This is a genomic window from Bradyrhizobium sp. Ce-3 (assembly GCF_022835695.1).
Classification (GTDB): Bacteria; Pseudomonadota; Alphaproteobacteria; order Rhizobiales; family Xanthobacteraceae; genus Bradyrhizobium.
The window spans coordinates 490779-516763 of record NZ_BQUV01000004.1 but is presented as its reverse complement, the minus strand read 5'-3'; the positions used below and the strand labels follow the sequence as shown (position 1 = coordinate 516763).

Below are 25985 nucleotides of genomic sequence, written 5' to 3'. Positions count from 1 at the left end.
CAATGACCGATCGTACCGCCGAGCCGCTTCTCGAAGAGGTGCAGACCTCCGTGCTGTCGGCCGAGCGCTGTCATCTCGGCGAGGGCCCGACCTATGACGCGGCGACCGACACCGCCTGGTGGTTCGACATCCGCGAGCGGCGGCTGTTCGAGCATCGTTTCGCGGGCGGCCGCACGGTGATCCATGCGTTGCCCAAAATGGCGAGCGCATTGGCGCGGATCGACGGCGAACGGCAGCTGATCCTCACCGAGGACGGGCTTTATGTCCGGCAGGTCGCCGGCGGCCACCTGGAACTGTTCGCCGCGCTCGAAGCCGACAATCCGCTGACGCGCTCCAACGATGCGCGGGTGCATCCGTCGGGCACGTTCTGGCTCGGCACCATGGGGCGCGGCGCGGAGCAGGGCGCCGGCGCGATCTATGCGCTGCACCGGGGCCGCATCACGCGGCTCTATCCCGGCATCACGATCCCGAATGCGATCTGCTTTTCGCCCGCGGGTGATGTCGGTTATTTCGCCGATACCGCGACCAACGTGCTGCATCGCGTCCCGCTCGATCCATCGACGGGATTGCCGACCGGCGAGCCCGTCGATCTGATCAGACATCAGGGCACCGGCGGGCTCGACGGCGCGGTCGTCGATGCCGATGGGATGATCTGGAATGCGCGATGGGGCGGCGGCTGCGTCGATGTCTACGATCCCGGCGGCCGGCATCTGCGTTCGCTGAAGGTGCCGGCGAGCCAGTCGAGCTGCCCGGCCTTTGTCGGCCGCGATTTCTCGCGCGTGCTGGTCACCTCGGCGTGGCAGGACATGGACGAGGCGCAGCGTGCCGCCGATCCCGGGCGCGGCCAGACCTTTCTGCTCGACGCGGCGGCGCGCGGCCGCGCCGAGCCTGACGTCAAATTGTCCTGACTTCGGGTTTGCCGGGGGTCTCGTTGACGCGACCTGACCATTCGGACGATAGTGCAAAGATGGTCCGCAAGCCCGCCAAGTCCGACGTTAAGTCCGACGTCAAGTTCGATGTGAAGCCCGACGCGAAGGCCGCCGCCAGCACCCGCAAGCCGAACATGCGCGAGGCGATCCTCGCCGCCGCGGAGGAGTTGTTCTCGACCTACGGCTTCAACGCCGTGTCGGTGCGCGACATCGCGCAGGCCGCCGGCGCCAATCCCGGCAGCGTGACCTATCACTTCAAGACCAAGGACGGCCTGCTGCTGGAGATCTATCGGCGCCATTGCGGCCCGATGAACCGGCGGCGCTCCGAGCTGCTGGCCGCGGCGCGACGGGTGCGCGATCTGCAGGACCGGCTGGAGGCGATCGTGCGCGCCTATGTGCTGCCGGCCTTTACGTCGGGCAGCGATCTTGCCGGCGGCGGAACGCGGTTCACGCGGCTGCGCGCCATCATGTCGGCCGAAGGCAACGAGGTGGTGCGCAAGATCATCGCGCAGACCTTCGACGACACCAGCCATGCCTTCATCGATGCGATCCATGAGAGCCTGCCGCACATTCCGCGCACCGATCTGGTCTGGCGCGGCCACTTCCTGCTCGGCGCGCTCTACTACACGCTGGTGACGCCGGAGCGCGTCTCGCGGCTGTCGCGCGGCAGCGCCGACGGCACCGATGCGGGTCACGCGATCGAGGAACTGGTGCGCGCCACCGTCGCCGCGCTGCAGGCCGCGCCGCTCGATCCGCCGATGTCAGCGCCACGCAGCCACGCGACCGTGCCCGGCAGGCGTTGATTCCCCGACGCATCCCTGGCATCGACTGGGGAAGCAGGAGGCCTATCCGCCGCGTTCCCTGCCGGCGCGCAATGCGCTATTGCTCCGTGAACAGTTTTGTCCTGGAGGCACTCCCATGAAGAATTCCGGCAAGGTCGTCGCCATCACGGGGGCGGCGCGCGGCATCGGCAAGGCCTGCGCGGCGCGCTTCCTGGCCGATGGCGCCAGGGTCGTCATCTCGGATGTCGACGCCGCGGGGCTCGTCCACACCGCCAACGAACTCGGGCATGAGGATCGGTTGCGGGCAGTCGAGGCCGACGTCAGCAAGCGCGCCGATGTCGATCGCATCGTCGCTCACGCGGTGAAGGAGTTCGGCCGGCTCGACGTCATGGTCAACAATGCCGGGGTCGCACGCAACCGCGACTTCCTCGACATCAGCGAGGCCGAATTCGACGACGTGATGGGCATCAACCTCAAGGGCGCGTTCTTCGGCGTGCAGGCCGCGGCGCGTCAGATGATCGCGCAGGGTGGTGGCGGCGTCGTCATCAACATGTCTTCGGTCAACGCGCTGCTCGCGATCCCCTCGCTCGCGACCTACGCGATGTCCAAGGGCGCCATGAAGCAGCTCACCTCGGTGGCCGCGGTGGCGCTGGCGCCGCACGGCATTCGCGTCGTGGCGGTCGGACCCGGCACGATCCTGACCGAGATGGTGGCGACGGCGATCTTTTCGTCGGAGGACGCGCGGCGCAGCGTGCTGTCGCGCACGCCGGCCGGCCGCTGCGGCGAGCCGAGCGAGGTCGCCTCCGTCGTGGCCTTCCTCGCCAGCAACGATGCCTCCTACATCACCGGACAGACCATCTATCCCGACGGCGGGCGGTTGATCCTGAACTACACGGTGCCGGTCAGCGGGAAGTAGAGGACGGGCTCAATCGAGGCGCGCTGCCAAAATATCGAAAACAACGTTCGGCCGGGGCTGCTTGACATGTCGGGCAACTCAGCTGTATTATTCGATAATACAGAAATGCCGCGGCGTCACCATCTGTCATCGCCCGGTTTAGCCGGGCGATCCAGTACGCTGCGGCCTATCGGCCCAAGCACAACCGCCTCTGGAATACTGGATCGCCCGGTCGAGCCGGGCGATGACAGTTTGTTTGTTGTGTGGCGGCCGGTCTCCGATCCGGTAGCGGCGCGCGGCTAGGGCACGGCCGCCACCGCCGCGTTTGCTTCACGCGAACCGGTAGCCACTCCGCTCGAAAACGCTCTACCGGCCCTTGAACCGCGGCTTGCGCTTCTCCATGAAGGCGTTGCGGCCTTCGCGGAAATCCGCGCTGTCCATGCAGTCGATGCCGATCTGCCTGATCGCGGCCATGTCGCGATCGGCGGGATCCTTCAGCACCTGCGCGATGGTGATCTTGGCGGCCTTGATCGCCAGCGGCGCGTTGCCGGAAATGGTGCGGGCGATTTCCATGGTCGCGTCCCACAGTTCGGCATCGGGCAGCACGCGGTCGACGAGGCCGATCCGCAGCGCCTCCGCGGAGTCGATCCGCATGCCCGTGTACATGATCAGCCGCGCCCAGGACGGCCCGACCAGCGACACCAGGTGGCGCAGCCCGTCATAGCCATAGGCGATGCCGAGCTTGGCCGCGGGAATGCCGAACTGGCCGCTCGAGCCCGAGATGCGGATATCGGTCAGCATCGCGACCTGCATGCCGCCGCCGAGGCAAAAGCCGCGGATGCAGGCGATGGTCGGCTTCGGATAGTCGGCGAGCAAAGCGCGCTGGGCGGCGCTGCGCCGTGAGTATTCCTCGGAGGCTGCCGCGTTGTGGCGGGTCTTCTCGAACTGGCTGATATCGGCGCCCGACACGAAGGCCTTGTCGCCGGCACCGACCAGGATCACGACGCGGACATTGGGATCGTCGCGCAAGGCGGTCAGCGCCTCGCCGAGCCCCTCCCACATCTCCAGCGACATCGCATTGCGCTTGTCGGGATTGTTGAAGGTGATGACGCCGACGCCGTCGACCACACTTTGCAGGATCTTGCCGTCGGCGAGCGATTTGTCTGACATGTTGAGCCTATGAGGGTCCGGACTGATCTAGGCCGAGGCTAGCAGGCGGTTGCCAGCCGAGGCAGGCGGTTTAGGGCACGGCGCGATTGCATCGGCGTGTGGCAACTCTCCCGGTAGTTGTACGGCTCGCAAAGTAAACTGCCGCGAAAGGGTTGCGCCATAGACTGTGCCACCCGCACTTTGTGCCAGCTTAACTGTTTCCTAGTGTTTCGACGGTACGACTGTACGCACCTGCGCGCCAGGACCGTTCCGCGACGCGCTGGGGTGCGTGCCGCAGCCTCCCGCTGCCATCGCATCGGTAGCGGACGTCCTCCCATCGGACCGGCAGGGAAGCCGGTCACCCCCGACCTCCGTGCACTCCCATCGCCTCGGGCGAGGTCCAGTCGTGTCCGTCGAAAAGTTTCTCAAGCAACGCGGTGTCAGGATCACGGTCAACGGCAGCTACACGCTGCCGAACTGGTACGACGCGCAGGGCAAATTGCGCACCTTCGCCTGCCGCACCACGCGCGTCTCGCCGTTCCGCATGATCGTCGACGTGCCCGTCGTCGGCAAGATCGGCGACCGCCTGACCTCCTATTTCGAGGAGTTCGGCAAGTTCGAGGGCTGCATCACCGACACGATGAGCGGCAGCTTCCTGCTCGAGCTCGAGATGACGCATGCGATGCGCGAGAAGTTCGCCGACAAGCTGACCTGGATCGAGAAGAAGCAAAAGGATCCGAGCGTCCGCGAGGCGCGCAACAGCCCGCGCTTCGTTCCCGTCGCGCCGCATGCCATGCTGACGCTCGCGGACGGCACCATGCAGAGCTGCTTCATCATCGACATGTCGCTGTCGGGCGCGGCGGTGTCCTCCGAGGTGCAGCCGCCGATCGGCATGCCGCTCGCGATCGGCGCCTGCGTCGGGCGCGTGGTCCGGCATCTGCCGAACGGCTTCGCCATCAAGTTCGTCGAGACCTACAAGCAGAGCGAGCTACCTCGCCTGATCGCGCGCAAGTCCAAGGAATTGCAGGTGGTGCCTGCCGACGCGGACCCTGTTGTTTAGAGCGAGTATCGCCAAAAAGGCTTGTGGTCGTGAGGTCCCCTCGACATTCCGCCGCCCCAGCTCGGGACCAAAGCCCACGCGGAGCCGATAACGACCAATTAGGGCGCGCCTGATAGAATTGGCGCAATTGGATTATGGTGGTTCCCAATGCCTCAGTGGGTGATCGCATCGGTTTTCGGAGTGCTGGCCTTGTGTGCGGCCTGGGGGATCTATTCGTCTTACTCCACAGGGACCGTCTACGGAGAGCTGTCGCAATATTCGGAAGACCGCGAGCCGACTGCCTTCTTCATGGTTGTGCTCGGCAAAGTGCTCGCGCTCATCTTTTGTCTCGCGATCGCTTTGCATGCCGTCGGCCTACTGACCACGGACCCAATTGCAGAAATCAAGCATTGGCTTCCGTGGCTGCCGGATCGTCGATATTAGAGTGGCGGCAGCGATTGACCTAAGTCATGAGGGCACCGCCCTGATCGCCTCAACGTCCGCTAAGGGTAAAAGGGCGACGTCCATGTGGCCGGGCCGCGAGTCCGCTTTAAGTCTCGAACACGGACGGGATTTATGAGCACGCACCCTGGCCGGCGGCCGCGCGTCCGATTCGTGAATTACGCCAGCTCTTCCGGATCCTCGGCCGCGCGCAGGCGCGCGATGCCGTCTTCGGTCGCGGCGGTCCCTGCCGCCGCGATCGCGATCTCCCGCGCCCGGTTGGTGGATTCGGCCCACAGCAGGAAGAACACCAGCGGCGGGCGCTCGCGCGCCTCCAGCAGCTGCCGGCAGCGTTCCACCGCGCCGTCGAGCGCCCACCACTGCCGGGCGACGACCATGACCTTGCGGAAGCTGCGCAGCGTGCCGGAGAATTTTTGCGGATCGGCGCCGACGAGGCTGCCGCAATGGTTCAGCCAGTTCAGCGCGGCGTAGATCGCAATCCCGTAATCCTCGATCGCCGTCCCCGTGAAATCGACCACGGTCTTGTCGTGCGCGCGCTGGCGCAGGAAGGCGTCGATCATCTCCGCCTGGCGCGCCGGATCGGCCAGCAGTGCGGTGTCCTTGCGCGGCAGCATCGGGAGATAGCGCATCGCCTCGAGCCGGGTGTGCTCCCAGATCGCTCTGGCGTCGCCGAGCAGGTCGCCGGGCTTTCGCTTGCAGGCCGGATAGACCAGCACGCCGTTGTCGGCGAGATCGAGATAGCGCGGCACCACCTTGTCGAGCGCGGCGAGAAACGCGCAGGGATCGGTCAGGCCGCGCAAGTCGCTGGCGGCGTCTTCCGCTTGTGCAGGCTTGTTGCCGCGTGTCCAGCCGAAATTGGCCATCCCCGGACGCCCTGATCTCAACCTGTGCGTTAGGTTAAATGGAAAATGCGGCGAAGCAAATGCGGCATTTGCGGTCGCGCGGCCGCTTGTGTCGGCCGCTGCCGGTTGACGCCGAAGAGTGCCGCGCCTAGCTCATGGTTAACAGGGCGCAACGCAGGTTGCTGCCGCCTTCCGGACCGATCGCCATGACCGCTTCTGATCGACAATCGCATTGGCAGACCGTCTATCTGACCAAAGGCGAGCAGCAGGTGAGCTGGACGCAGACCGATCCGCAGCCGTCGCTGCGCCTGATCGAATCCACGGCGTCGGGCCGCGGCGCGTCGATCATCGACATCGGCGGCGGGGCCTCGCACCTGGTCGATGCGCTGCTTGCGCGCGGCTTCCACGATCTGACGGTGCTCGATCTCTCGGAAGCTGCGCTGGCGAGCGCGCGGCAACGGATCGGCGCGCCGGCCGATCAGGTGCGCTGGGTTGCCGATGACGCGACGGTCTGGCAGCCGCCGCGGGCGTTCGATATCTGGCACGATCGTGCCGCGTTCCATTTTCTCGTCGATGAGACGGATCGCGCGGCTTATCTCGGCCGGCTGCATCGCGGCGTCAAGGCAGGCGGCCACGCCGTGATCGGCACCTTTGCGCCGGACGGTCCGGAAAGATGCAGCGGCCTGCCGGTGCAGCGCTATGACCCCGCAACGCTCAGCCGGACCATCGGTTCGGCATTCGAGTTGATCGCGCATGAGGCGCACCGGCACGTCACGCCGTGGGGCGCGACGCAGTCGTTCCAGTTCAGTGTGCTGCGGCGGACGTGACCGGCCGCGGAGGGAGGGAAGAAATGACAGACGCGCCACGCACGGTCAGTGAGATCGCGAGCTACCACGCCCATGTCTATTACGACCCCGCGACCAGCCGGGGCGAGGCGGAACGGCTGCGCAACTGGATGGGCGAGCGCTTCCTGGTCACCCTCGGGCGCTGGCATGACGTCAAGGTCGGCCCGCACGATCAGGCGATGTATCAGGTGGCGTTTGCGGCCGAGCTGTTTCCGACCCTGGTGCCGTGGCTGATGCTGAACCACGGCAGCCTGAGCATCCTGGTCCATCCCAACACCACCAATCCGCGCCGCGATCATCGCGACGATCCGCTGTGGATCGGTGAGCCGCTCGCCGTCCACGCCGACAAGCTGCCCGAAGAGGCCGAGATGGAGCAGGCGCCGGCGCCGAACACGTCGCCGACACTGCGTCCCTGAGCATCGCGGCGGGTGCGTAAAGTTTGACGCAATTTCATTGCGGTCAAGTCGTTTTAAACTCATCGCGTTTTGCAACGTGAGGTTAAGTGACGGTTCCTAGGCTTACCCGATCATTTTGCGTCGGGCGCATTGGGCATGTTCTTTTCATTCCGAAGCTGGGCATTGTGGCGGGTGGTGGGGCCACTGCTTGCCATCGTGCTGCTGTTGGGCGGCCTGTCGGCGGGCAGCCTGCAGGTGATGTCCGCGGTGCGCGCCTATGTCGCCGGCGAGAGCATGTGGTCGAAGGGCCAGAAGGACGCCATTCACTACCTTCACATCTTTGTCTCTACCGGCTCGCCGCTCTATCTGCAGAAGTTCGATGCCGCGATCGCGGTGCCGCTGGCCGATCGCACGGCTCGGCTCGCGCTGGAGGCGCCCGGCAACAACGACGCAGTGGCGAGGCGTGGCTTTGCCAGCGCAGGCAATCATGACGACGACATCGGCGGCCTGATCTGGCTGTTCAAATATTTCCGCACGATGCACCATGTGGCCAACGCGGTGACGGCATGGCGCAACTCGGATGTCCTGCTCGATCAGTTGATCCAGATCAGGAACGAGGCCGCCAACGACGCCGCGCTGCATGATCCTTCGGCCGCGACCATCAAGCACTGGGTCGAGCGGATCGGTGTGGTCGACGCCGCGCTGAGCACGCTGGCGGTCGATTTCTCCGATCATCTTGGCAAGGCGTCGCGCCAGGTCTCCGCGCTGCTGCTGCTGGTCAATGTGCTGATCGCGGCTTGCCTTGCCGGCATCGTCTTATTCCACACCCGGCGGATGCTGTGGCGCCGCTGGCTTGCCGAGACCGCGCTTGCCGTCGAGAAGGAGCGCGCCCAGCTCACGCTGGCATCGATCGGCGACGCCGTCATCGTGACCACCGAGGACGACTGCGTCGGTTATATGAACGCCGCCGCCGAGCGGCTGATCGCCTCGGGGCAGGACGTGACCGGCTGGCGGCTTTCGTCGCTGTTCAGCATCGCCGAGCAGCCGGTGCGCGGATCGTTGCAGAGCGCAGACACCGATGCGGAAAGCCGCCCGCCGCAACGGCTGCTGGTGCGGCCGGATCATTCCAGCGTGCCGGTCTCGGTGGTCGAGACCCCGATCGTGCATGAGGGCGAACCGGCCGGCCGGGTCATGATCATTCACGACATGACGGCCGAGCGGCGGCTGGTCGAGGAGCTGGCGTGGGCCGCCTCCCATGACGCGCTCACCGGCCTTGCGAACCGGCGGCAATTCGAGTTCGAGCTGCACAAGGCGATGTCGGGCGCGCCCACCATCGGCTCCGATCTGATGTTGATCGACCTCGATCAGTTCAAGATCGTCAACGACACCTGCGGCCATATGGCGGGCGACCGGCTGCTGAAGCAGGTGGCGAGGCTGCTGGCGGCCGAGGTCGGCGACAGCGGGCTGGTCGCGCGGCTCGGCGGCGATGAGTTCGGCATCCTGCTGCACGACGACGGCTCCGCCACGTACGACGTCGCCGCCGACGTCGCGGAGCGGATCAGGGCCGTGATCGAGCAGTCGAGCTTCGTCCATGAAGGCTCGAGCTTCCGGATCAGCGCGAGCATCGGCCTGGTCGCACTGGCCGACAGCGCCGGCGTGCAGGACGCACTGCGCCTCGCCGACGTCGCCTGCTTCCTCGCCAAGGACAAGGGACGTAACCGCGTCCAGGAGCACCGTCCCTCCGATACCGGCATGGCGGTGCGCGTCGCCGAGATGAGCTGGGTCAATCGCATCCGCAAGGGATTGGACGAGGGGCGCTTCTGTCTCTACGAGCAGGAGATCCGCCCGATCAACGGTGCGCTGAAGGGCGGCGACCGGCGCGAGCTCTTGCTGCGGCTGCGCGACGAGAGCGGCGCGCTGGTGCCGCCCGGCAGCTTCCTGCCCGCGGCCGAACGCTACGGGCTGATGCCGCTGATCGACCGCTGGGTGGTCCGCCGCGCCTTCGAGATCATCGCCGAGCGCAAGCACCATCCGCGCAAGATTGCGAGCTACGCCATCAATCTCTCCGGCGCCACCATCGGCGACGGCGACTTCGTCGACTTCGTCGCCGGGCTGTTCGCGCAGCATGACATTGCGCCGGCGCTGGTGTGTTTCGAGATCACCGAGACCAGCGCGATCTCCAATCTCGACGAGGCGCAGACATTCATCGCGCGGCTGCGCGAGATCGGCTGCAGCTTCTCGCTCGACGATTTCGGCACCGGCATGTCCTCGATCGCCTATCTGAAGCACCTGCCGGTCGACGTCATCAAGATCGACGGCTCGTTCGTGAAGGAGATCCTGAACAGCAAGGTCGATCGCGCGATGGTCGAGATGATCACCAAGACCGCGAAGATCATGCAGAAGCAGGTGGTCGCGGAGTTCGTCGAGAGCCTCGCGATCCTGGACGAGTTGCGCCAGATCGGGGTCGACTACGCGCAAGGATACGCGATCGGGAAGCCCGTCCCGGTGCTCACCCTCTGGGAGGAAAAGATCGCCTGAGTCGCCAAAATTGTCCCGAATCGGGACTTTTTCCGCCATTTCAGCCCGCCCGAGGCTGATTCAGGGCTGATTCTGAGCACTTTCCATCCGAAAAACGTTTAAAAAACCTGTCGTTGCCCGCTTCGTCTCGATTATGCCTTACTCTAATTCCCTGATATGATGAGCGAACGGTGAATTCCACGCGGGCCGGGTAACAGGCCCCAGAGCACCGAACTTGGGGATGATGGGTCAACGTACGACGAAAGCTGCCGCGCGTAAGGGAAACCGCGGCATGTCTCTGGTGGGCAGCACGGCGTTCGCCGTGACCGCGCTCGTCCTGTCGTCTGGCCTTGCCGCATGGGTAGTCGGCATCGATCCCACCGCGTGGCTGCATGGACCGGCATTCGCCAACACCACCGCCTCGTTGAATTTCGACGACCGCTTCGGCTCCCGCTCCACGATCAACACGGCTTCGCTCTATTACCCTCTGCGCCGCGGATTCCGTTCGAGCCGCGGCGATTTCAATTCCGAGTTCGGCCAGATCGAGGACGCGCTGGCCGGCCAGCTGCGTGACTCGCAGACCGAGCCGTCCGTCAGCCAGCCGGCGATGGCGTCCGTTGCCGCCACGACGCCGGCGACGACATCCTCGGTGCCGATGCCGCGGTCGCGACCGGCCGAAGCCAACCTGCTGGCACGGAACGATCAGCCGCTCCCGCCGCAGGCGCCGGTGCAGCAGGGCGACAACCGGACCTTCCTGCAGAAGATCGCCGACATGATGCCGGGCAAGATCCAGCTGGCCTCGGTCGATCCGAATGACGGCTTGCTGTCCGGCCCGAGCCCCGACCTCGGCAAGCTCGGTTATGACAGCACCACGGCGGTCTACGACATCACCGGCCGCATCGTGTACATGCCCGACGGCACCAAGTTCGAGGCGCATTCAGGTCTCGGCAATCTGCTCGACGATCCCTCGCATGTGAACGCCCGCAACGCCGGTGCGACGCCGCCCGGCATCTATGAGATGAAGCCGCGCGAGAAGCTGTTCCACGGCGTGCCCGCGCTGCGCATGACCCCGGTCGACGGCAGCGATACGTTCGGTCGCGTCGGCCTGCTGGTTCACAGCTACATGCTCGGGCCGAACGGCGACTCCAACGGCTGCATCTCGGTCAAGCACTACGACAAGTTCCTGCAGGCCTATCGCAGCGGCATGATCAAGCGCATCGCCGTCGTGATCAGCATCAGGGACATCCAGTCGGCCTCGACCCGCGCCGCGTCGAACTCGTAAGCTGCGAGCAGCGGCGCTGGCGACTGATCCTCTTCTGCCTTTGTCGGTGTAAGCGGCTCGAGCGCGGTGAGGCGACCGCGGTTACCACACGCTCGGCTGTCATCGCCCGGTTTAACCGGGCGATCCAGTACGCCGCGGCCTCTCGGCTCAAGCACAACCGTCTCTGGAATACTGGATCGCCCGGTCGAGCCGGGCGATGACAGCGCGTTGTGCGGACATGCCGACGCCCGCTGATCGGCGCGGGGTCCGCACTTTCCGGATCATGCGCTAGCCGATCTCCTTCCTCACCGTCGCGGCGGCATCGCACATCGCCTTCAATTTGCCGAACGCGACCTGCCGCGGCATGTACTTCATGCCGCAGTCCGGGGCGACCACGAGCCGCTCGGCCGGCACGTGCTTGAGGCCGTTGCGAATCCGATCGGCGACGATCGCGGCGGGCTCGATCTCGGGATTGCCGAGGTCGAGCACGCCGAGCATGATTGTCTTCGACGACAGATCCTTGAGCACGCCGAGATCGAGCTTCGGCTGTGCCGCCTCGATCGAGATCTGATCGGCGATGGTGTCGTCGAGCTCGGCGAGGAAAGAGTAGCCGGCCGGCTTGGTCGAGCCCGGCACGACGGCGGCATAGCCGAAGCAGAGATGCACCACGGTCGGGATGGTGATGCCCTGCAGCGCGCGATTGATCGCCTTCACCGCATAGCGCTTCGCCAGCTCCGGATTGTTGCGCACCCAGGGCTCGTCGAGCTGGATGACGTCGGCGCCGGCCTTCTCGAGGTCGCGCGCCTCGGCATTGACGGCCTCGGCGAACGCCATCGCAAGCTCCTCGTCGTCCTTGTAGAACTCGTTCTTGGCCTGCTGGCTCATCGTGAACGGGCCGGGCAGGGTGATCTTGGCGGCACGGTCGGTGTTCCTGCGCAGGAACTGCATGTCGTGCAGTTCCACCGGCGCCTTGCGCTTCACCGGCCCGACCACGCGCGGCACCGGCGTCTGCGTGTTGCCGGTGCGTGCCGTGATCATTGCGGGATTGTCGGCGTCGACACCGTCGAGCGCCGTGGAGAAGCGGTTGGAGTAGCTCTCGCGGCGGATTTCGCCGTCGGTCACGATGTCGATGCCGGCGCGCTCCATGTCCCTGATCGCCACGATCGTCGCGTCGTCCTGGGCTTCCTCCAGATGCTCGGCCGGCAGGCGCCACATCGCGTGCATGCGGGTGCGCGGCACCGACTTCGACAGCATCGCGCGATCGACCAGCCACTCCGGCTGCGGGTAGCTGCCGACGACGGTGGTTGGCAGCAGGTGCTTGGGCAGGTTCATGATGTCCTCCTTCTTGTTGCTGCGCGGCCGGATCAGGCCGCGCGGGTTGCGCTTGCCGCGACCTCGTTCTTCACCGGGTTGCGCAGCACGCCGATGCCGGAAATCTCGACCTCGACGACGTCGCCTTCCTTCATCCAGAGCGGCGGCGTGCGATAGGCGCCAACGCCGCCGGTGGTGCCGGTGACGATGACGTCGCCCGGCACCAGCTCGGTGAAGGTCGAGCAGTAGGCGATCAGGGTGGCGACGTCGAACACCAGATCCGAGATCGGCGCGGCCTGTACCTCGACGCCGTTGAGGCGGGTTGCGATGTGCTGCTGGCTGATGTCGGTGAGCTCGTCGGTGGTCACCATCCACGGTCCGAAGCCGCCGGTGCCGACGAAATTCTTGCCGGGCGCGAATTGCGAGGTGTGGCGCTGCCAGTCGCGGATGCTGCCGTCATTGTAGCAGGCATAGCCCGCGACATGGCCGAGCGCGGCCTCGCGCGAAATGCGGCGGCCCGCCTTGCCGATGATGACGGCCATTTCGCCTTCATAGTCGAAGCGCTCCGACTCCAGCGGCCGGATCATCGGCTGTCCGGCGCCGACTTGACTGTTGGCGAAGCGGGTGAAGATCATCGGATGCGGCGGCGTCGGATGGCCGCTCTCGGCGAGATGCGTCGCATAGTTGACGCCGATGCAGAAGATCTTGTCGGGATCGGGCAAGGTCGGCAGCAGCTCGAGATCCCTGAGCGCGTGATCGGCCGGCTCGCTCTGCAGCTTCTTCAACTCATTGAGAGAACCCGCCGTCAGCAGCGCCTTCAGCGTCGGATAGGCCTTCAGCCGCTTGCCGGCGTCGATCACCCCCGCATCGGTCACGATGCCGTAGCTTGCGGCACCCGCCGCCTTGAAACTTGCGATCTTCATGGTCTCTCACTCTGTTCGATGGAGGAAACATAGCTCTGGATGGGCAGCGCGATCTCGCCGTTGCGGATCGGGACGCATTGCGGCGGGAAATCCTGACGCAAGCGGGCGCCGATCGCTTCGGCGCGATCGATGAAACGGTCGAGATGCGCCATCGCGCCGGTCGGCAAATCGTGCAGCACCAGCAATGTCCACGGTTGCGCGCGGCATTGTTCGAGCGCGCGATCGGTCCAGCCGTCGGGGTCGTCCCAGTCGCGCGGGATCGCGTTCCAGAGCACGCAGCTGTGTTTGTGGTGCGCGAGATAGTCGACCACGGAAGGTTTTAGCAGCCGGTCGTCGAGATTGCCGCCGCCGCCGAACGGCCGGAACCAGCGGTTGGCATGGGCGAGCTCGCCGATCGCGGCCTGCGTCAGGCCGATCTCGCGCTGTGCGGTGTCCGCGCCGGGTTGCTGGCCGAGCGGCACGCTGTGCGTATAGGTGTGGTTGCCGATCCAGTGGCCTTCGTCGCGCGCACGGACGGCAAGGCTGCGGCGCGCGGGATCGCCGAGTTTCTCGCCGATCACGAAGAACGTCGCCTTGATGCCGCGCTCGGCGAGGATATCGAGCACGCGCGGCGTCACCTCGGGCTCCGGTCCATTGTCGAACGTCAAGGTCAGGTCGAACACGTCGCGATCCCCTTACGTCGCCGGCTGCATCGCACCGGGGCCGACCTCGTCGGCCGCGCTCTGGCCGGCGCGCGTTCCGGTCTGCCAGATCGCGGCCTTGCGCTCGACCCAGCGGATCGCGGTGTTGAAGGCGATCGCCATGAACAGCACCAGCAGCACGCCGGCGAACACATGCGGGCTGTCGAGGATGGTGCGGTAGCGCGAGATCAAATAGCCGATCCCCGCCGAGGAGATCAGCATCTCCGAGACCACGACGCCGACGATGACGAGCGCGCCGCCGATCCGCAGCCCCGACAGCACGGTCGGGATCGCAGCGGGGATGATGACGCGAACCAGCCGCTGGCTCAGCGTCGCGCCCATGCTGCGGGCGGCGAGCAGCAGCTGCGGGTCGATGGTCTGGATTCCGGCTGCGGTCGCCAGCATGGTCGGCAGGAAACCGTAGACCGAGGCGAAGGCGATCTTGGATTCCGAACCGATGCCGAGCCACACCGTGAACACCGGATAGAGGATCACGAGCGGCACCGCATAGAGGCTCGAGATCATCGGCATGATCAGCAGCCGCGGACGCGGCAGGCTGCCGACGATGGCGCCGAGCAGGATGCCGCCGCCACAGGCAAATGCCATCGAGACGGCGACCTCGTAGAGCGTCACCGCAAGAGCATGGCCATATTCGGCGGCCTCGTTCCAGCCGGCGAGCAGGGTGGATGACAGCGACGGCAGGAACAGTTCGGGGATCAGCCCGGTGCGCGGCAGCAGCTCCCACAACACCAGCAGGCCGATCACGATCGAATGGCGGAGGGTTTTCGCGCTCATCGCGGTCTCACGCCGATTTGCGGATGTGGCGCCAGATGCGGTCGCGCAGCGCGCCGAAGGCGTCGCCGCTCAGCATCTCGTAGGTTCGCGGCCGCGGCAGATTGACCTGCAACTGGTCGACGATGCGGCCGGGCCGCGGCGACATCACGATCACCTCGTCGGCGAGATAGACCGCTTCGGTCAGGCTGTGGGTGACGAACACCACCGTCTTGCCGGTCGCGGCCCAGATCCGCAGCAACTCGTCGCCCATCGTCATGCGGGTCTGCTCGTCGAGCGCGGCGAACGGCTCGTCCATCAGCAGCACCGGCGGATCCTGCACCAGCCCGCGGGCGATCGAGACGCGCTGCTTCATGCCGCCCGACAGCTCGTGCGGGTGGCGCTTGCCGAAGCCGTCGAGGCCGACCAGCTTGAGCGCGTCCTGCGCCTTGGCCCGTCGCTCCGCCTTGGCGACGCCGCGCAAAGCCAGCGGAAACTCGACATTGTCCTCGGCGCTCAGCCACGGAAACAGGCTCGCTTCCTGGAACACGACGCCGACGCGGTTCGGATCGGGCTGCGGGATCGGCGCGCCGTTGATGGTGATGGTGCCCGAGGTTTGCGCGCGCAGTCCGGCCATCATCATCAGCAGCGTGGACTTGCCGCAGCCGCTCGGGCCGACCAGCACGACGAAGCGCCCCGGCTTGATGTCGAGCGAGACGTCCTCCAGCGCGACGACGTCCTGCGACCTGGTCCGGAACACCTGGCCGACATTCCTCACCTCGATCGCGCCGGCGCGCGGGGCAGGCTTCAACGGTGTCACGTTCGCCAATGGCTGCATCGTGTTTCCACCCATCTGATCAGTTCATTGAAGGTCATGGCGATCGCGGCGACCATCACGACGCCGGCGAGCAGCTGCTTCATCTGGAAGTTCTCGCCCCAGGTTGCGATCTGGTGGCCGATGCCGTCGCGCGAGGCATACATCTCGGCGAGGATCACGCCGGTGAGGTTGAAGATCATCGAGATCCGCAGCGCTTCCAGCAGCACCGGCAGCATGCTCGGCAGATAGACGCGGAACGCGGTCTGCATCCGCGTGGCGCCGTAGGAGCGAGCCACCGTCAAATGCTCGACCTTGACCGATTCCACCGCCGTCGTCGTCGACATGATCACGATGAAGATCGTCGAGAAGAAGCCGAACCCGACCTTCTGGGCGAAGCCGACCCCGAACACCAGGATGAACATCGGCAGGAAGATCGATTTCGGGATGCTGAAGGCGAAGAACAGCAGCGGCTTCGCGACATCGGCGAAATAGCGGTTCTCCGCGATCAGGAAGCCGATCAGCGCCCCCATCGGCACCGCGAGCGCGAAGGCGGCCAGCACCTCGGTTGCGGTCACCACAAGGTCGGTCCGGACGCTCGCGCGTTGCAGCAGGTCGCCGAGCGTCACGAGCGTGTCCGATGCCGACGGCAGCAGGCGCGGATTGACCAGGCCGGTCCGCGACAGCATCTCCCACAGCGCGAAGATCGCGATCACGATCGCGACCCGCGCGAGCTTGATGGTGAGGGTGGCCTGCATCTTACGGCTTGGTCGGAACTGGCTTGAATTTGGTCGAGATCACATCCTCGACCGCAACGATGTCCTTCAATCCGCCGAGCTTGGCGAGATCGAGCGACAGCTGCACCGCTGCCGGCACATTGGCCGCGGCCATGTTGCCGTCGGTCTCCAGCTTCATGATGGTGTTGTCGTATTCCATCACGGCGATCTCGGGCGGCATCTCGTAGAGGTCGGCGATCAGCTTCACGGTGACGTCGCGGTTGGCGCGCATGAATTGCACGGCGCCATAGAGCGCATTGACGGCCTTCTGCACCACCTCCGGCTTGGCCTCCGCGAACTTGTCGAGCACGATCCAGCCCGCGGTGAGGTTCGGCGGTGCGGCGGTCGCATAGTCGAGGATGGTCTTCGCCTCGCCCGATTTGGCGACCTGGAAGCTGAGCGGCGAATAGACCACGGCGGCATCGACGTTGCCGGCGAGCAGGTTCGGCACCAGCCCGCCGCCGCCGACCGGCACACGGGTGAAATCGATCTTCCTGTCCTGGATGGTCCAGAGCGCCAGCAGGTCGGAGCCGGAGCCGGCCGCGGTGATCCCGACCTTCTTGCCGTTGAGATCCTTGACCTCGAGCGCCGACTTGGCCGGTACCATCAGCTGCCAGCCGAAATTGCCCATCGCGGCGTTGGCGACGATCCGCGACATCACGCCTTTCTTGCGGCCGGCCGACACCAGCGACGGCGGATCGAGGATGATGTCGGCGGCTCCAGCCGCCATGCCCTCGAAGGTCTCGGCGCCGCTGCGGTAGATCGTCAGTTCGGCCTTGATGCCTTCCTTCTCGAACAGCTTCTGCCGGACCGCGGTCTCGGCAATCGTCGTCGGCCAATAGGTCTTGGTCGGCAGGCCGACGCGGATGGTTTCCGCCGCGCAGGCGGGACCGGTGAGCAGGGCAGTGGCGATGACAATTGCCAGCGCGCGGCGGCGCGTGATGTTCATGGTTCTGTTTCTCCCGGATACGATTGTTGTTGTTGTCAGGCGCGTTTTTGCGCCGGAGAGTCAGGTCCGGCCGTTGACCTCCGCGATACGCGGAGCAGCGAGCTCGACGAATTCCCTGGTGATGCCAAAGTGCTTTGACAATGCGCGAACTGCCGCATCCGCATCGCGCGCCAGAACGGCTGCCACGATCGCGGCGTGCTCGGCCTCGACGTCGCGGGTCCTGCCGACCTCGCGGCGGATCGAAAGCCGCCGGTAGCGCTCGCTCTGCTCGTGCAGCACGTCGCGGAAGCCGAGCAGCCATTGCGACCCGCAGGCATTGACCAGCGCGCGGTGGAAGATGCGATGCCGGACCACCCACTCCTCGTAATGCACGGTGGGGTCGTCGGGATAGCGATGCGGAACGGCCTTCAGCGAGTCCCAGGCGGCCGCGACCGAGGCGAGCCAGGCAGCGTCGCCGCGCTCGATCGAACGCCGGATCGCGAGCCCCTCGATGTCGATCCGGGTTTGCGTGACGTCGGCGAGATCGGCGAGCGAGACCGGGCAGACGCGAAAGCCGCGCTGGTCGGAAGCCTGCACCAGGCCGTCGGCCACCAGCCGCGACAACGCCTCGCGGACGGCGGCGAGGCTGACCGAAAACTGCTTGGCGAGGCCCGCGATGTGCAGCTTCTGGCCGGGAAGCAGCCGGGTCGACAGGATGTCGGCCCGCAGCCGCTCCTGAACCGCCGATGTCAGGCTTCGCGGCCCATCGCCGGCCAAGCCCTCGCGAAAACTCAACCCGATGTTCATGGCCCGAAGGTTGATTGACGGTCCCGTCGCCGTCAATCGAAAATCGATTTTTTGGGTAGTCTCCGATCGTGTGGCTGGTTATGTATACTGAAATGACTGAATGTACGGTAAAACTGACTGAATTTGCCAGATTGGAGACGGTAGTGTATACAGAGGGAATTCAGATCAGGGAGGATCGCGTGCCAAAGCCATTTCCGATGAACGCCTGGTACGCGGCGGGCTGGGATGCCGAGGTCAAGCACGCGCTGCTGCCTCGGACGATCTGCGGCAGGCATGTCGTGATGTACCGGAAGGGCGACGGCGAGGTGGTCGCGCTCGAGGATGCCTGCTGGCACCGCCTGGTGCCGCTCTCCAAGGGCCGGCTCGACGGCGACACCGTGGTCTGCGGCTATCACGGCCTCAAATACAACGCGCAGGGCCGCTGCACCTTCATGCCCTCGCAGGAGACGATCAATCCGTCGGCCTGCGTGCGCGCCTATCCCGTAGTCGAGCGCCATCGCTTCATCTGGCTCTGGATGGGCGATCCCGCGCTGGCCGATCCGGCGCTGGTGCCCGACATGCACTGGAATCACGATCCGGCCTGGGCCGGCGACGGCAAGACCATTCATGTCAAATGCGACTACCGCCTCGTGGTCGACAATCTGATGGACCTGACCCACGAGACCTTCGTGCACGGCTCGAGCATCGGCAATGAGGCGGTCGCCGAAGCGCCGTTCGATGTCACCCATGGCGAGAAGACCGTCACCGTCAGGCGCTGGATGACGGGCATCGAGGCGCCGCCGTTCTGGGCCAAGCAATTGCAGAAGCCGGGGCCGGTCGATCGCTGGCAGATCATCCGCTTCGAGGCGCCGTGCACCGTCAATATCGACGTCGGCGTCGCGCCGGCCGGATCGGGCGCGCCGGAGGGCGATCGCTCGCAGGGCGTCAACGGTTATGTGCTCAACACCATCACGCCGGAGACCGAGAAGACCTGCCATTACTTCTGGGCCTTCGTCCGCAATCACCGCATCACCGAGCAGCGCCTGACCAGTGAAATCCGCGACGGCGTCGCCGGCATCTTCCACGAGGACGAGATCATCCTGGAGGCGCAGCAGCGCGCGATGGACGAGAATCCGGACCGCGTGTTCTACAATCTCAACATCGATGCCGGCGCGATGTGGGCCCGGCGCGTCATCGACCGCATGGTGGCGGAGGAGCATCCGCCGCAGCTGCAGGCCGCGGAGTAGGCCGGGCCATGGCGGAACGCGAAACCGATCGCTCCGTGTCGCAGACCGTGCGGGCGCAGCTCGCACTGCGCGACCTGGTTCTCTCGGGCCGGTTGCGGCCGGGCGAGCGCATCTCGGAACTGCAGGCGGTCGAGATCACCGGGGTGTCGCGCACGCCGGTGCGGATGGCACTGGTGCGGCTGGAGGAGGAAGGCCTGCTGGAGGCGATCCCGTCCGGCGGCTTCATGGTCAAGGCGTTTTCCGAGCGCGACATTCTCGATTCGATCGAACTGCGCGGCACGCTGGAGGGGCTGGCGGCGCGCTTCGCCGCCGAGCGCGGCGTCTCGTCGCGCGATCTCGAGCCGTTGAAAGAATGCCTCAACGAGATCGATGGCCTGGTGCGGCAGGATCCGATCTCGGTCGACGCGTTTTCGTCCTATGTCGCGCTCAACGCCCGCTTCCACGCGCTGCTCACCGAGCTGTCGCGCAGCGCGCCGCTGATCCGGCAGATCGACCGCGCCTCGGCGCTGCCGTTCGCCTCGCCGAGCGGCTTCGTGATGGCGCAATCGGCGTTGCCCGAGGCGCGCCAGATATTGCTGATCGCGCAGGATCATCATCGCGTGGTGGTCGACGCCATCGAGAACCGCGAAGGCGCGCGCGCCGAGGCGATCATGCGCGAGCATGCAAGGCTTGCGGCGCGCAATCTGCGGTTGGCGCTGCGCAACCGCACCCACCTCGATCTGCTGCCGGCGCTGGCACTGATCACGGCCGGCTGAACGGAGCGCGCCATGCGATTCATCGAAACCTGGACGTCCGCGACGCTGCTGGCCGTGCGCGACCTCACGCCCGGCATCCGCGAATTCCTGCTGCGGCCGGACAATTTCACCGGCGCGCCTTATCCCGTCGGCAGCCATATCGATGTCGGCGTCACCATCGAAGGCCAGCCGCAAACCAGATCTTATTCGCTGGTCGGCGAAGCCGATCCGCGCGGCTACCGGATCGCGGTGCGGCACGCAGCGGAGTCCCGCGGCGGCTCGCGCTATATGTGGTCGCTGGCGCCGGGAGCGCGGCTCAACATCACGCAGCCTGTCTCGCTGGTGCAGCTCGACTGGACGCGGCGGCAGTTCTGCCTGATCGCGGGCGGCGTCGGCATCACGCCGATCGTCGGTGCGGCCGAGGCGCTGGCCCGCCGCGATGCCGGCGTTACGCTGCATTACGCCGTGCGCGCGCGCAGCGATGCGGCCTATCTCGAACCGCTTGAACGCCTGCTCGGCGACCGCCTGATCGTCCATGCCGGCGACGAGGACAGGCGGCTCGACCTCGACAGTGTCTTTGCGGACCTGCCGCAGGACACGATGGTGTTGTTCTGCGGCCCGATGCGGATGCTGGATGCGGCGCGGCGGGCCTGGCAAGCGTCGGGTCGGGCGACGACCGACCTGCGCTACGAGACCTTTGGATCGAGCGGGCTGCTGCCGACCGAAGCGTTCCGCGTGCGGCTCAGGGATGAGGGGACCGAGTTCGTGATCCCGCACGATCGCTCGATGCTGGACGTGCTCAACGAGGCCGGCCATGAGGTGATGAGCGACTGCCGGCGCGGCGAATGCGGTGTCTGCGCGCTCGACGTGGTCGATGTCGACGGCGAGATCGACCATCGCGACGTCTTCTTCAGCGACCACCAGAAGCAACAGAGCCGCAAGATCTGCGCCTGCGTCTCGCGGGCCCGCGGCACCATCACGGTCGACACCTTGCACCGCGCCGACGCGCCCTGATGCGACCGGTGCGGCGGCGCGCGGTCGGCGCTACGCCGCGTGCACCGAATGCTTCGGATGATGGTCGAGCAGGGCGGTGATATCGCTGCCCGACATCGGCCGGCCGATCAGATAACCCTGAACCTCGTCGCAGCTGGTCTGGCGCAGATATTCGAGCTGGTCGGCGGTCTCGACGCCTTCGGCCACGACACCGATCTGCAGGTCCTGTGCGAGGCTGATCACCGATCTGACGATCGCTGCGCAATCCGGCTGGGTCAGCATGTCGCGGATGAAGGATTGATCGATCTTGATGCGGCTGAACGGCAGCTTGCGCAGATAGGTCAGCGACGAGAAGCCGGTGCCGAAATCGTCCAGCGCGACCGTTAGCCCAAGCTCGAGCAGCCCGTTGAGGATCGCGGGCGCCGATCCGTATTTCGAGATCAGCATCGACTCGGTGATCTCGATCTCGAGCCGGTTCGGCGCCACGTTCGCCTCGGCGAGCGCATCGACGATGGTCTGCAGGATGCCGACGTTCTGGAACTGGACCGCGGAGAAATTCACCGCGATCCTGATGTCGTCGGGCCAGCGCGCCAGCATCGCGCAGGCGTGGCGGATCACCCACTCGCCGAGCTGGTGGATCAGTCCGCTCTCCTCGGCGATCGGAATGAAGACGGTCGGCGGGATCAGGCCACGCGTCGGATGCTGCCAGCGCAACAGCGCCTCGAAGCCGGTGACGCGGGCTTTGCGGATGTCGAGGAACGGCTGGTAGACCAGAAACAGCTGGTCCGCCTCGATCGCCTGTTCCAGATCGCGCTGCAGGGCACGGCGGTCGCGCGCCGCCTGATCATCGCTCGCCTCGAAGAAGCAGACGGTGCCGGGCGCTGATTTCTTCGCCCGGTAGAGCGCGATGTCGACATGCTTGAGCAGATCGTGCGACGTGCTGCCGTCGCGCGGCGCGAGCACGATGCCGATGCTGATCGTCCTGACGACCTCGAGGCCGTCGATCGGGAACGGCTCGGCGAAGGACGCGACGAAGCGCTCGGCGATCGCCAGCGCATCCTCCGGCCGTGTCAGATTGGACATGATCAGCGCGAACTCGTCGCCGCCGATCCGCGCGACGTGCTCGGCCGCGCGGGTGCAGCGCTGCAACCGCGCCGCAGCCTGCGCCAGGATCTCGTCGCCTGCCGGATGGCCGAACCTGTCGTTGATCTCCTTGAAGCGGTCGAGATCGAGCAGCAGCACGGCGAATTCCTCGCCCGAGCGCGCCAGCCGGCTCAGCGCGCCGTTGAGCTGCTCATTGAAGGCGACGCGGTTCGGCAGATGCGTCAGCGGATCCTGCCGCACCGTTCGCTCGGCCTCGTGTTGGGCGATGATCCGCCGCCTGAACTCGAACGCATTGACGAACACGCCGCGCAGCAGCACGGAGCCGTAAACCAGGACTAGCACCGCCATCAGGAGGTAGATGAAGTCGCCGTCCCGGCCGAGGCAGATCGCGGTGCCGACGAAGATCGGTGCGGTGAACGCGATCGCGGCGATCGGAATCGTGGAGAAGGCGAAGGCGCCGCCGGCCAGCATTCCGGCGCACAGGCAGGTGATCACCAGTTGCGCGCCGCTCGATGCGTTGGCGAAGAACGCGACCGGCACGACGCCCCAGGTCGCGCCGAGCGCCAGCGCGTTGCGCACCAGGCGGTACATGGTCCGGCGCGACACGAATTGTGGCTTGGCGATGCGGCGCGATGCGCGTGCCTGCAGGCCGAAGAACAGCGCGGCGCTGCTGACGGCGGCCGCCCATATCAGCGCGAAGACCCAGTCCGGCGATTGCCAGAGTGCCGCGGCGAGCACCAGCGCGTTGCAGGCATTGGCCAGCATGATGCCGAAGGAGTAGCCGAGCACGAGCGAAACCTGCTCGGCGCGGATGTGTCCGGCAAGCGCTTCATCGGTCGGCGGTGCGCCGAAGGCTGCGAGGTCACCCGCGAACAGGGCCGCGCAATATGATCTGAGATAGGTACGCATCTCACTACGTTGGCCGCGCGGTTGACCATGGCGCAGCACCGAAGAATTCTCTGCAAACCTTTGACAAACTATGAACTATTGGAACGGACCGTGCCACGGCGGGCTCACGTTTCAGTTCCACAGGCGGGCATTGCTAACAAATCGGTACAAATACGTGACGGGCGTCACGGGCCAGCCGTGACGGGTGTCACGGACCGGCAAAGGTTGCCCACTCCGCACGGCTTGATCCTCGGCCGGTTTTTCGCGATGACTTGAGTTCCCGCGAGCGGCAAAAACCAGAAGGTGCGCATGAGCCTCCCGATCACGAACCACGATCCCGGGTTCCGGATCACGCGGGCCAGCCATGTGGTCCTGACCGTGCGTGACCTCGCGGCGAGCCGGCAGTTTTACGAAAAGGTGATCGGGCTGATCCTGACCGCGCAGGAGGGCGATGAGCTCTATTTCCGCGGTGTCGAGGAGGCCTGTCATCACAGCCTTGTGTTGCGCAGGGGCGAAGGCGCGGTCTGTGCACGGCTCGGCTTGCGGGTGTTTAGGGATGACGACCTCGACCGGCTCAAGGCGTTCTTTGAAGCGCATGGATGCGAGGCCGCCTGGGCCGACGTGCCGTATCAGGGCCGCACCCTGCAGGCGACCGATCCGGCCGGCACGCCGCTGGAGTTCTGCGCGACCATGCCGGTCGAGCCGCGCATGATCACCCAATTCACCCGCCATGCCGGCGGCTCGGCGCTGCGGCTCGATCACTATCAGGTGCTGACGCCGGAGGTACGCAAGGCGTGCGAGTTCTACGCCGCGGCGGGCTTTCGGCTCAGCGAATACATCGCGCCCGCCGGCACGTTCGATCTGCGCGGCGTGTTCCTGCAGCGCAAGGGCAATCCGCACGACGTCGTGTTCTTCAACGGTGCCGGACCGCGGCTGCATCATTTCGCGTTTCTCGCGCCCGAGGTGCATCATTTGCTGAATGCCTGCGATCTCGCCGGCGAGCTCGGCTATGGCGCGGCCGTCGAGCGCGGTCCGGGGCGGCACGGGCCGGGGCATGCGATGTATGTCTACATGCGCGATCCCGATGGGCACCGCGTCGAGCTGTTCAACACCCACTACCAGATCATGGACATCGAGAACGAACCGATCGGCTGGGATCCGTCCGACCACAAGATCTCGTTTCCGTGGGGGTTGCCGGCGCGGCAGGCCTGGTTCGAAGAGGCGACGCCGTTCCAAGGTGTCGCGATCCGCGAGCCGCAAGTGAAGCCGAAGCCGCTGACGCTCGAAAGCTACCTCGCGAGGTAGCATGGCATTATCGGTCGATAACCCGATCCATGATGTCGCGATCGTCGGCCTCGGGCCGGTCGGCGCCATCCTTGCCAATCTGCTCGCGAAGGCCGGCCTGAGCGTCGCCGTCGTCGAGCGCGCTGCCGACATCTACGACAAGCCGCGCGCGATCACGCTCGATCACGAGGCGCTGCGCGTGCTGCAGGCGATCGGGCTCGGCGATTTCATGGAGCAGGCGATCGCGCCGCATAATGGCTCGCACTATCTCGGCGTCGATGGCGAGATCATCAAGATCTTCGATCCGATGCCGCCGCCGTTTCCGCTCGGCTGGAATCCGAACGTCACCTTCGTGCAGCCCGAGCTCGAGCAGGCGCTGCGCGAGAAGCTTGCCGAATATCGGCATGCCGACGTTTTGCTTGCGGCCGCCGGCGTGGCACTCGAGCAGGACGACGGCACGGTAACGCTGACCGCGCGTCGCGAATCCGGCGACGAAGTCTCGATTCGCGCGCGCTATCTGGTCGGCTGCGACGGCGCCAATAGCTTCGTGCGCAAGCAGCTCGGCGTCGGCCTGGACGACCTCGCCTTCGATGAATGGTGGATGGTGGTGGACACGCTGACCAGCGATCCCGCCAAACGGCCGGCCAGGAGCTTTCAATATTGCCGGCCGTCGCGTCCCGGCACCTTCGTGCCGGGTCCGCGCAATCTGCGGCGCTGGGAGATCAAGCTGCTGCCGGGCGAGGATCCCGAGGCGTTCGGCGCAGCCGACAACGTGGTGCAATTGCTGAAGGGCTTCACCGACATCTCCGACCTCACGATCTGGCGTTCGGCGGTCTATCGCTTCCACGCGCTGCTCGGGCAGCGCTGGCGCGACCGCCGCGTGCTGCTGATGGGCGACGCCGTGCACCAGACGCCGCCGTTCCTCGGGCAGGGGCTGTGCGCCGGCATCCGCGATGCCGTGAACCTGGCCTGGAAGCTGCGCCTGGTGCTGCGCGGCGATGCCGACGAAACGCTGCTCGACAGCTACGAGATCGAGCGCAAGCCGCATGTCCGCGCCGTCGTCGCCAGTGCCAAGGAGTTCGGCAAGATCATCGGCGAGCTCGATCCGGTGGCGGCCACTGAGCGCGACCTGCGGCTTCGCGCCGAGCTGAAGGCCGGCACGGCCGAAACCATCAGGCAGAAATTCATCCCCGATCTTGTCTCCGGCCTGATCGCGCGCGACGCAGCGCTCGCCGGACGGCTGTTCGTGCAGCCGCATGTCCGCGCGCCGGATGGGCGGACGTGCCGGCTCGACGATCTGCTGCAAGCGGAATTCGCGATCGTGACAGCGGCGGCCGAACCGATGGCGTGGCTGTCGGACGCGTCCCGTGCTGCCTGGCAGCATCTCGCCGGCCAGCGCGTCGTCATCACCGCGTTGGGCGAAAGCAGCGATGCCAACGGCATTTTGAGCATGGTCGAGCGTGACGGGCTGTTCGCAAACTGGATGCAGCAACATGACGTCGCGGCGGTCATCGTGCGGCCCGACCGTTACGTCTTTGGTGCTGCAGGGAACGCCGGCGAGCTCAATATGCTTGTCGGGCAACTGCTCCAGAACCTCAGCGCAGGGCGCTAGCTGGTGAGGCGATCACTC

The 25985-nt window shown here is 66.0% G+C and carries 25 protein-coding genes; 14 read left to right on the top strand and 11 right to left on the bottom strand.

Going from position 1 to position 25985, the window contains the following annotated elements:
* Positions 1-2: 2 nt before the first annotated feature.
* The 3 genes from BRSPCE3_RS17075 to BRSPCE3_RS17065 all read left to right on the top strand — a co-directional run bounded on the left by BRSPCE3_RS17075 (position 3) and on the right by BRSPCE3_RS17065 (position 2627).
* Entirely contained in the window at positions 3-908 is a 906-nt protein-coding gene (locus BRSPCE3_RS17075) for an SMP-30/gluconolactonase/LRE family protein (protein WP_244067109.1), read from the top strand.
* Positions 909-1063: 155 nt separating this feature from the next.
* Positions 1064-1732 carry a TetR/AcrR family transcriptional regulator gene (locus tag BRSPCE3_RS17070; protein WP_244067265.1) on the top strand — a complete coding sequence of 223 codons (669 nt, stop codon included), beginning with the start codon at positions 1064-1066 and terminating at the stop codon, positions 1730-1732.
* A 115-nt stretch (positions 1733-1847) separates the two neighbouring features.
* Complete coding sequence (locus tag BRSPCE3_RS17065) at positions 1848-2627, top strand: SDR family NAD(P)-dependent oxidoreductase (RefSeq protein ID WP_244067108.1); 780 nt, start codon at positions 1848-1850, stop codon at positions 2625-2627.
* 345 nt (positions 2628-2972) lie between these two features.
* Here the strand turns inward: BRSPCE3_RS17065 and BRSPCE3_RS17060 are convergent, their stop codons facing one another.
* Positions 2973-3776, bottom strand: a complete 804-nt coding sequence (locus BRSPCE3_RS17060; RefSeq protein ID WP_244067107.1) for an enoyl-CoA hydratase — start codon at positions 3774-3776, stop codon at positions 2973-2975.
* 385 nt (positions 3777-4161) lie between these two features.
* Here BRSPCE3_RS17060 and BRSPCE3_RS17055 point away from each other — a divergent pair, with 385 nt between their 5' ends.
* Together BRSPCE3_RS17055 and BRSPCE3_RS17050 are read left to right on the top strand one after the other, a co-directional pair.
* Complete coding sequence (locus BRSPCE3_RS17055) at positions 4162-4815, top strand: PilZ domain-containing protein (RefSeq protein ID WP_244067106.1); 654 nt, start codon at positions 4162-4164, stop codon at positions 4813-4815.
* Positions 4816-4962: 147 nt separating this feature from the next.
* On the top strand, positions 4963-5238 hold the full coding sequence (locus BRSPCE3_RS17050) for a hypothetical protein (protein WP_212396801.1): 276 nt from the start codon (positions 4963-4965) through the stop codon (positions 5236-5238).
* A gap of 176 nt (positions 5239-5414) precedes the next feature.
* Here the strand turns inward: BRSPCE3_RS17050 and BRSPCE3_RS17045 are convergent, their stop codons facing one another.
* Positions 5415-6119 carry a hypothetical protein gene (locus BRSPCE3_RS17045; RefSeq protein WP_244067105.1) on the bottom strand — a complete coding sequence of 235 codons (705 nt, stop codon included), beginning with the start codon at positions 6117-6119 and terminating at the stop codon, positions 5415-5417.
* Between the two features lie 185 nt (positions 6120-6304).
* Here BRSPCE3_RS17045 and BRSPCE3_RS17040 point away from each other — a divergent pair, with 185 nt between their 5' ends.
* The 4 genes from BRSPCE3_RS17040 to BRSPCE3_RS17025 all read left to right on the top strand — a co-directional run bounded on the left by BRSPCE3_RS17040 (position 6305) and on the right by BRSPCE3_RS17025 (position 11137).
* Positions 6305-6925 carry a trans-aconitate 2-methyltransferase gene (locus BRSPCE3_RS17040; protein WP_244067104.1) on the top strand — a complete coding sequence of 207 codons (621 nt, stop codon included), beginning with the start codon at positions 6305-6307 and terminating at the stop codon, positions 6923-6925.
* Positions 6926-6948: 23 nt separating this feature from the next.
* The gene (locus tag BRSPCE3_RS17035; protein WP_244067103.1) at positions 6949-7359 is read left to right on the top strand and encodes a DOPA 4,5-dioxygenase family protein; all 411 of its coding nucleotides are present in this window, start codon (positions 6949-6951) and stop codon (positions 7357-7359) included.
* Between the two features lie 135 nt (positions 7360-7494).
* Complete coding sequence (locus tag BRSPCE3_RS17030) at positions 7495-9876, top strand: bifunctional diguanylate cyclase/phosphodiesterase (RefSeq protein WP_244067102.1); 2382 nt, start codon at positions 7495-7497, stop codon at positions 9874-9876.
* Between the two features lie 271 nt (positions 9877-10147).
* On the top strand, positions 10148-11137 hold the full coding sequence (locus BRSPCE3_RS17025) for a DUF2778 domain-containing protein (protein WP_244067101.1): 990 nt from the start codon (positions 10148-10150) through the stop codon (positions 11135-11137).
* Between the two features lie 267 nt (positions 11138-11404).
* Here the strand turns inward: BRSPCE3_RS17025 and BRSPCE3_RS17020 are convergent, their stop codons facing one another.
* The 8 genes from BRSPCE3_RS17020 to BRSPCE3_RS16985 are packed head-to-tail and all read right to left on the bottom strand — an operon-like array spanning position 11405 to position 18126.
* Positions 11405-12448: a cobalamin-independent methionine synthase II family protein gene (locus BRSPCE3_RS17020; RefSeq protein WP_244067100.1), complete on the bottom strand. Its 1044-nt coding sequence runs from the start codon at positions 12446-12448 to the stop codon at positions 11405-11407.
* A 32-nt stretch (positions 12449-12480) separates the two neighbouring features.
* Positions 12481-13350, bottom strand: a complete 870-nt coding sequence (locus BRSPCE3_RS17015) for a fumarylacetoacetate hydrolase family protein (RefSeq protein WP_244067099.1) — start codon at positions 13348-13350, stop codon at positions 12481-12483.
* Positions 13347-14012: a polysaccharide deacetylase family protein gene (locus BRSPCE3_RS17010; RefSeq protein ID WP_244067098.1), complete on the bottom strand. Its 666-nt coding sequence runs from the start codon at positions 14010-14012 to the stop codon at positions 13347-13349. The genes BRSPCE3_RS17015 and BRSPCE3_RS17010 overlap by 4 nt, the downstream gene beginning before the upstream one ends.
* A gap of 12 nt (positions 14013-14024) precedes the next feature.
* Positions 14025-14825: an ABC transporter permease gene (locus BRSPCE3_RS17005; protein ID WP_244067097.1), complete on the bottom strand. Its 801-nt coding sequence runs from the start codon at positions 14823-14825 to the stop codon at positions 14025-14027.
* 7 nt (positions 14826-14832) lie between these two features.
* Positions 14833-15639, bottom strand: coding sequence for an ABC transporter ATP-binding protein (locus BRSPCE3_RS17000; protein WP_244067096.1), 807 nt, complete (start codon positions 15637-15639; stop codon positions 14833-14835).
* Entirely contained in the window at positions 15618-16373 is a 756-nt protein-coding gene (locus tag BRSPCE3_RS16995) for an ABC transporter permease (protein WP_244067095.1), read from the bottom strand. The genes BRSPCE3_RS17000 and BRSPCE3_RS16995 overlap by 22 nt, the downstream gene beginning before the upstream one ends.
* A 1-nt stretch (position 16374) precedes the next feature.
* On the bottom strand, positions 16375-17340 hold the full coding sequence (locus BRSPCE3_RS16990; RefSeq protein WP_244067094.1) for an ABC transporter substrate-binding protein: 966 nt from the start codon (positions 17338-17340) through the stop codon (positions 16375-16377).
* Positions 17341-17400: 60 nt separating this feature from the next.
* Positions 17401-18126: a GntR family transcriptional regulator gene (locus BRSPCE3_RS16985; protein ID WP_244067093.1), complete on the bottom strand. Its 726-nt coding sequence runs from the start codon at positions 18124-18126 to the stop codon at positions 17401-17403.
* 179 nt (positions 18127-18305) lie between these two features.
* On the opposite strand from BRSPCE3_RS16985, the gene BRSPCE3_RS16980 reads away from it, so the two are divergent.
* Genes BRSPCE3_RS16980 through BRSPCE3_RS16970 form a run of 3 tightly spaced genes read left to right on the top strand, consistent with a single transcriptional unit; the run spans position 18306 to position 21100 of the window.
* A complete protein-coding gene (locus tag BRSPCE3_RS16980) occupies positions 18306-19352 on the top strand; it encodes an aromatic ring-hydroxylating dioxygenase subunit alpha (protein ID WP_244067092.1) in 1047 nt (348 codons plus the stop codon).
* An 8-nt stretch (positions 19353-19360) separates the two neighbouring features.
* Positions 19361-20107, top strand: a complete 747-nt coding sequence (locus tag BRSPCE3_RS16975) for a GntR family transcriptional regulator (protein ID WP_244067091.1) — start codon at positions 19361-19363, stop codon at positions 20105-20107.
* A 12-nt stretch (positions 20108-20119) separates the two neighbouring features.
* Entirely contained in the window at positions 20120-21100 is a 981-nt protein-coding gene (locus tag BRSPCE3_RS16970; RefSeq protein ID WP_244067090.1) for a PDR/VanB family oxidoreductase, read from the top strand.
* 30 nt (positions 21101-21130) lie between these two features.
* On the opposite strand, the gene BRSPCE3_RS16965 is transcribed toward BRSPCE3_RS16970, so the two are convergent.
* On the bottom strand, positions 21131-23092 hold the full coding sequence (locus BRSPCE3_RS16965) for a bifunctional diguanylate cyclase/phosphodiesterase (RefSeq protein WP_244067089.1): 1962 nt from the start codon (positions 23090-23092) through the stop codon (positions 21131-21133).
* Positions 23093-23380: 288 nt separating this feature from the next.
* Between BRSPCE3_RS16965 and BRSPCE3_RS16960 the strand changes: the two genes are divergently transcribed.
* Positions 23381-24376 (top strand): VOC family protein, encoded by a 996-nt coding sequence (locus tag BRSPCE3_RS16960; protein ID WP_244067088.1) that lies wholly within the window; start codon positions 23381-23383, stop codon positions 24374-24376.
* 1 nt (position 24377) lies between these two features.
* Complete coding sequence (locus BRSPCE3_RS16955; protein WP_244067087.1) at positions 24378-25967, top strand: bifunctional 3-(3-hydroxy-phenyl)propionate/3-hydroxycinnamic acid hydroxylase; 1590 nt, start codon at positions 24378-24380, stop codon at positions 25965-25967.
* Positions 25968-25985: the final 18 nt, after the last annotated feature.

Coding starts and splice junctions, on each gene's coding strand:
- BRSPCE3_RS17075 (WP_244067109.1), top strand. CDS start 3: ATGACCGATCGTACCGCCGAGCCGCTTCTCGAAGAGGTGCAGACCTCC.
- BRSPCE3_RS17070 (WP_244067265.1), top strand. CDS start 1,064: ATGCGCGAGGCGATCCTCGCCGCCGCGGAGGAGTTGTTCTCGACCTAC.
- BRSPCE3_RS17065 (WP_244067108.1), top strand. CDS start 1,848: ATGAAGAATTCCGGCAAGGTCGTCGCCATCACGGGGGCGGCGCGCGGC.
- BRSPCE3_RS17060 (WP_244067107.1), bottom strand. CDS start 3,776: ATGTCAGACAAATCGCTCGCCGACGGCAAGATCCTGCAAAGTGTGGTC.
- BRSPCE3_RS17050 (WP_212396801.1), top strand. CDS start 4,963: ATGCCTCAGTGGGTGATCGCATCGGTTTTCGGAGTGCTGGCCTTGTGT.
- BRSPCE3_RS17045 (WP_244067105.1), bottom strand. CDS start 6,119: ATGGCCAATTTCGGCTGGACACGCGGCAACAAGCCTGCACAAGCGGAA.
- BRSPCE3_RS17040 (WP_244067104.1), top strand. CDS start 6,305: ATGACCGCTTCTGATCGACAATCGCATTGGCAGACCGTCTATCTGACC.
- BRSPCE3_RS17035 (WP_244067103.1), top strand. CDS start 6,949: ATGACAGACGCGCCACGCACGGTCAGTGAGATCGCGAGCTACCACGCC.
- BRSPCE3_RS17030 (WP_244067102.1), top strand. CDS start 7,495: ATGTTCTTTTCATTCCGAAGCTGGGCATTGTGGCGGGTGGTGGGGCCA.
- BRSPCE3_RS17025 (WP_244067101.1), top strand. CDS start 10,148: ATGTCTCTGGTGGGCAGCACGGCGTTCGCCGTGACCGCGCTCGTCCTG.
- BRSPCE3_RS17020 (WP_244067100.1), bottom strand. CDS start 12,448: ATGAACCTGCCCAAGCACCTGCTGCCAACCACCGTCGTCGGCAGCTAC.
- BRSPCE3_RS17015 (WP_244067099.1), bottom strand. CDS start 13,350: ATGAAGATCGCAAGTTTCAAGGCGGCGGGTGCCGCAAGCTACGGCATC.
- BRSPCE3_RS17005 (WP_244067097.1), bottom strand. CDS start 14,825: ATGAGCGCGAAAACCCTCCGCCATTCGATCGTGATCGGCCTGCTGGTG.
- BRSPCE3_RS17000 (WP_244067096.1), bottom strand. CDS start 15,639: ATGCAGCCATTGGCGAACGTGACACCGTTGAAGCCTGCCCCGCGCGCC.
- BRSPCE3_RS16995 (WP_244067095.1), bottom strand. CDS start 16,373: ATGCAGGCCACCCTCACCATCAAGCTCGCGCGGGTCGCGATCGTGATC.
- BRSPCE3_RS16990 (WP_244067094.1), bottom strand. CDS start 17,340: ATGAACATCACGCGCCGCCGCGCGCTGGCAATTGTCATCGCCACTGCC.
- BRSPCE3_RS16985 (WP_244067093.1), bottom strand. CDS start 18,126: ATGAACATCGGGTTGAGTTTTCGCGAGGGCTTGGCCGGCGATGGGCCG.
- BRSPCE3_RS16975 (WP_244067091.1), top strand. CDS start 19,361: ATGGCGGAACGCGAAACCGATCGCTCCGTGTCGCAGACCGTGCGGGCG.
- BRSPCE3_RS16970 (WP_244067090.1), top strand. CDS start 20,120: ATGCGATTCATCGAAACCTGGACGTCCGCGACGCTGCTGGCCGTGCGC.
- BRSPCE3_RS16965 (WP_244067089.1), bottom strand. CDS start 23,092: ATGCGTACCTATCTCAGATCATATTGCGCGGCCCTGTTCGCGGGTGAC.
- BRSPCE3_RS16960 (WP_244067088.1), top strand. CDS start 23,381: ATGAGCCTCCCGATCACGAACCACGATCCCGGGTTCCGGATCACGCGG.
- BRSPCE3_RS16955 (WP_244067087.1), top strand. CDS start 24,378: ATGGCATTATCGGTCGATAACCCGATCCATGATGTCGCGATCGTCGGC.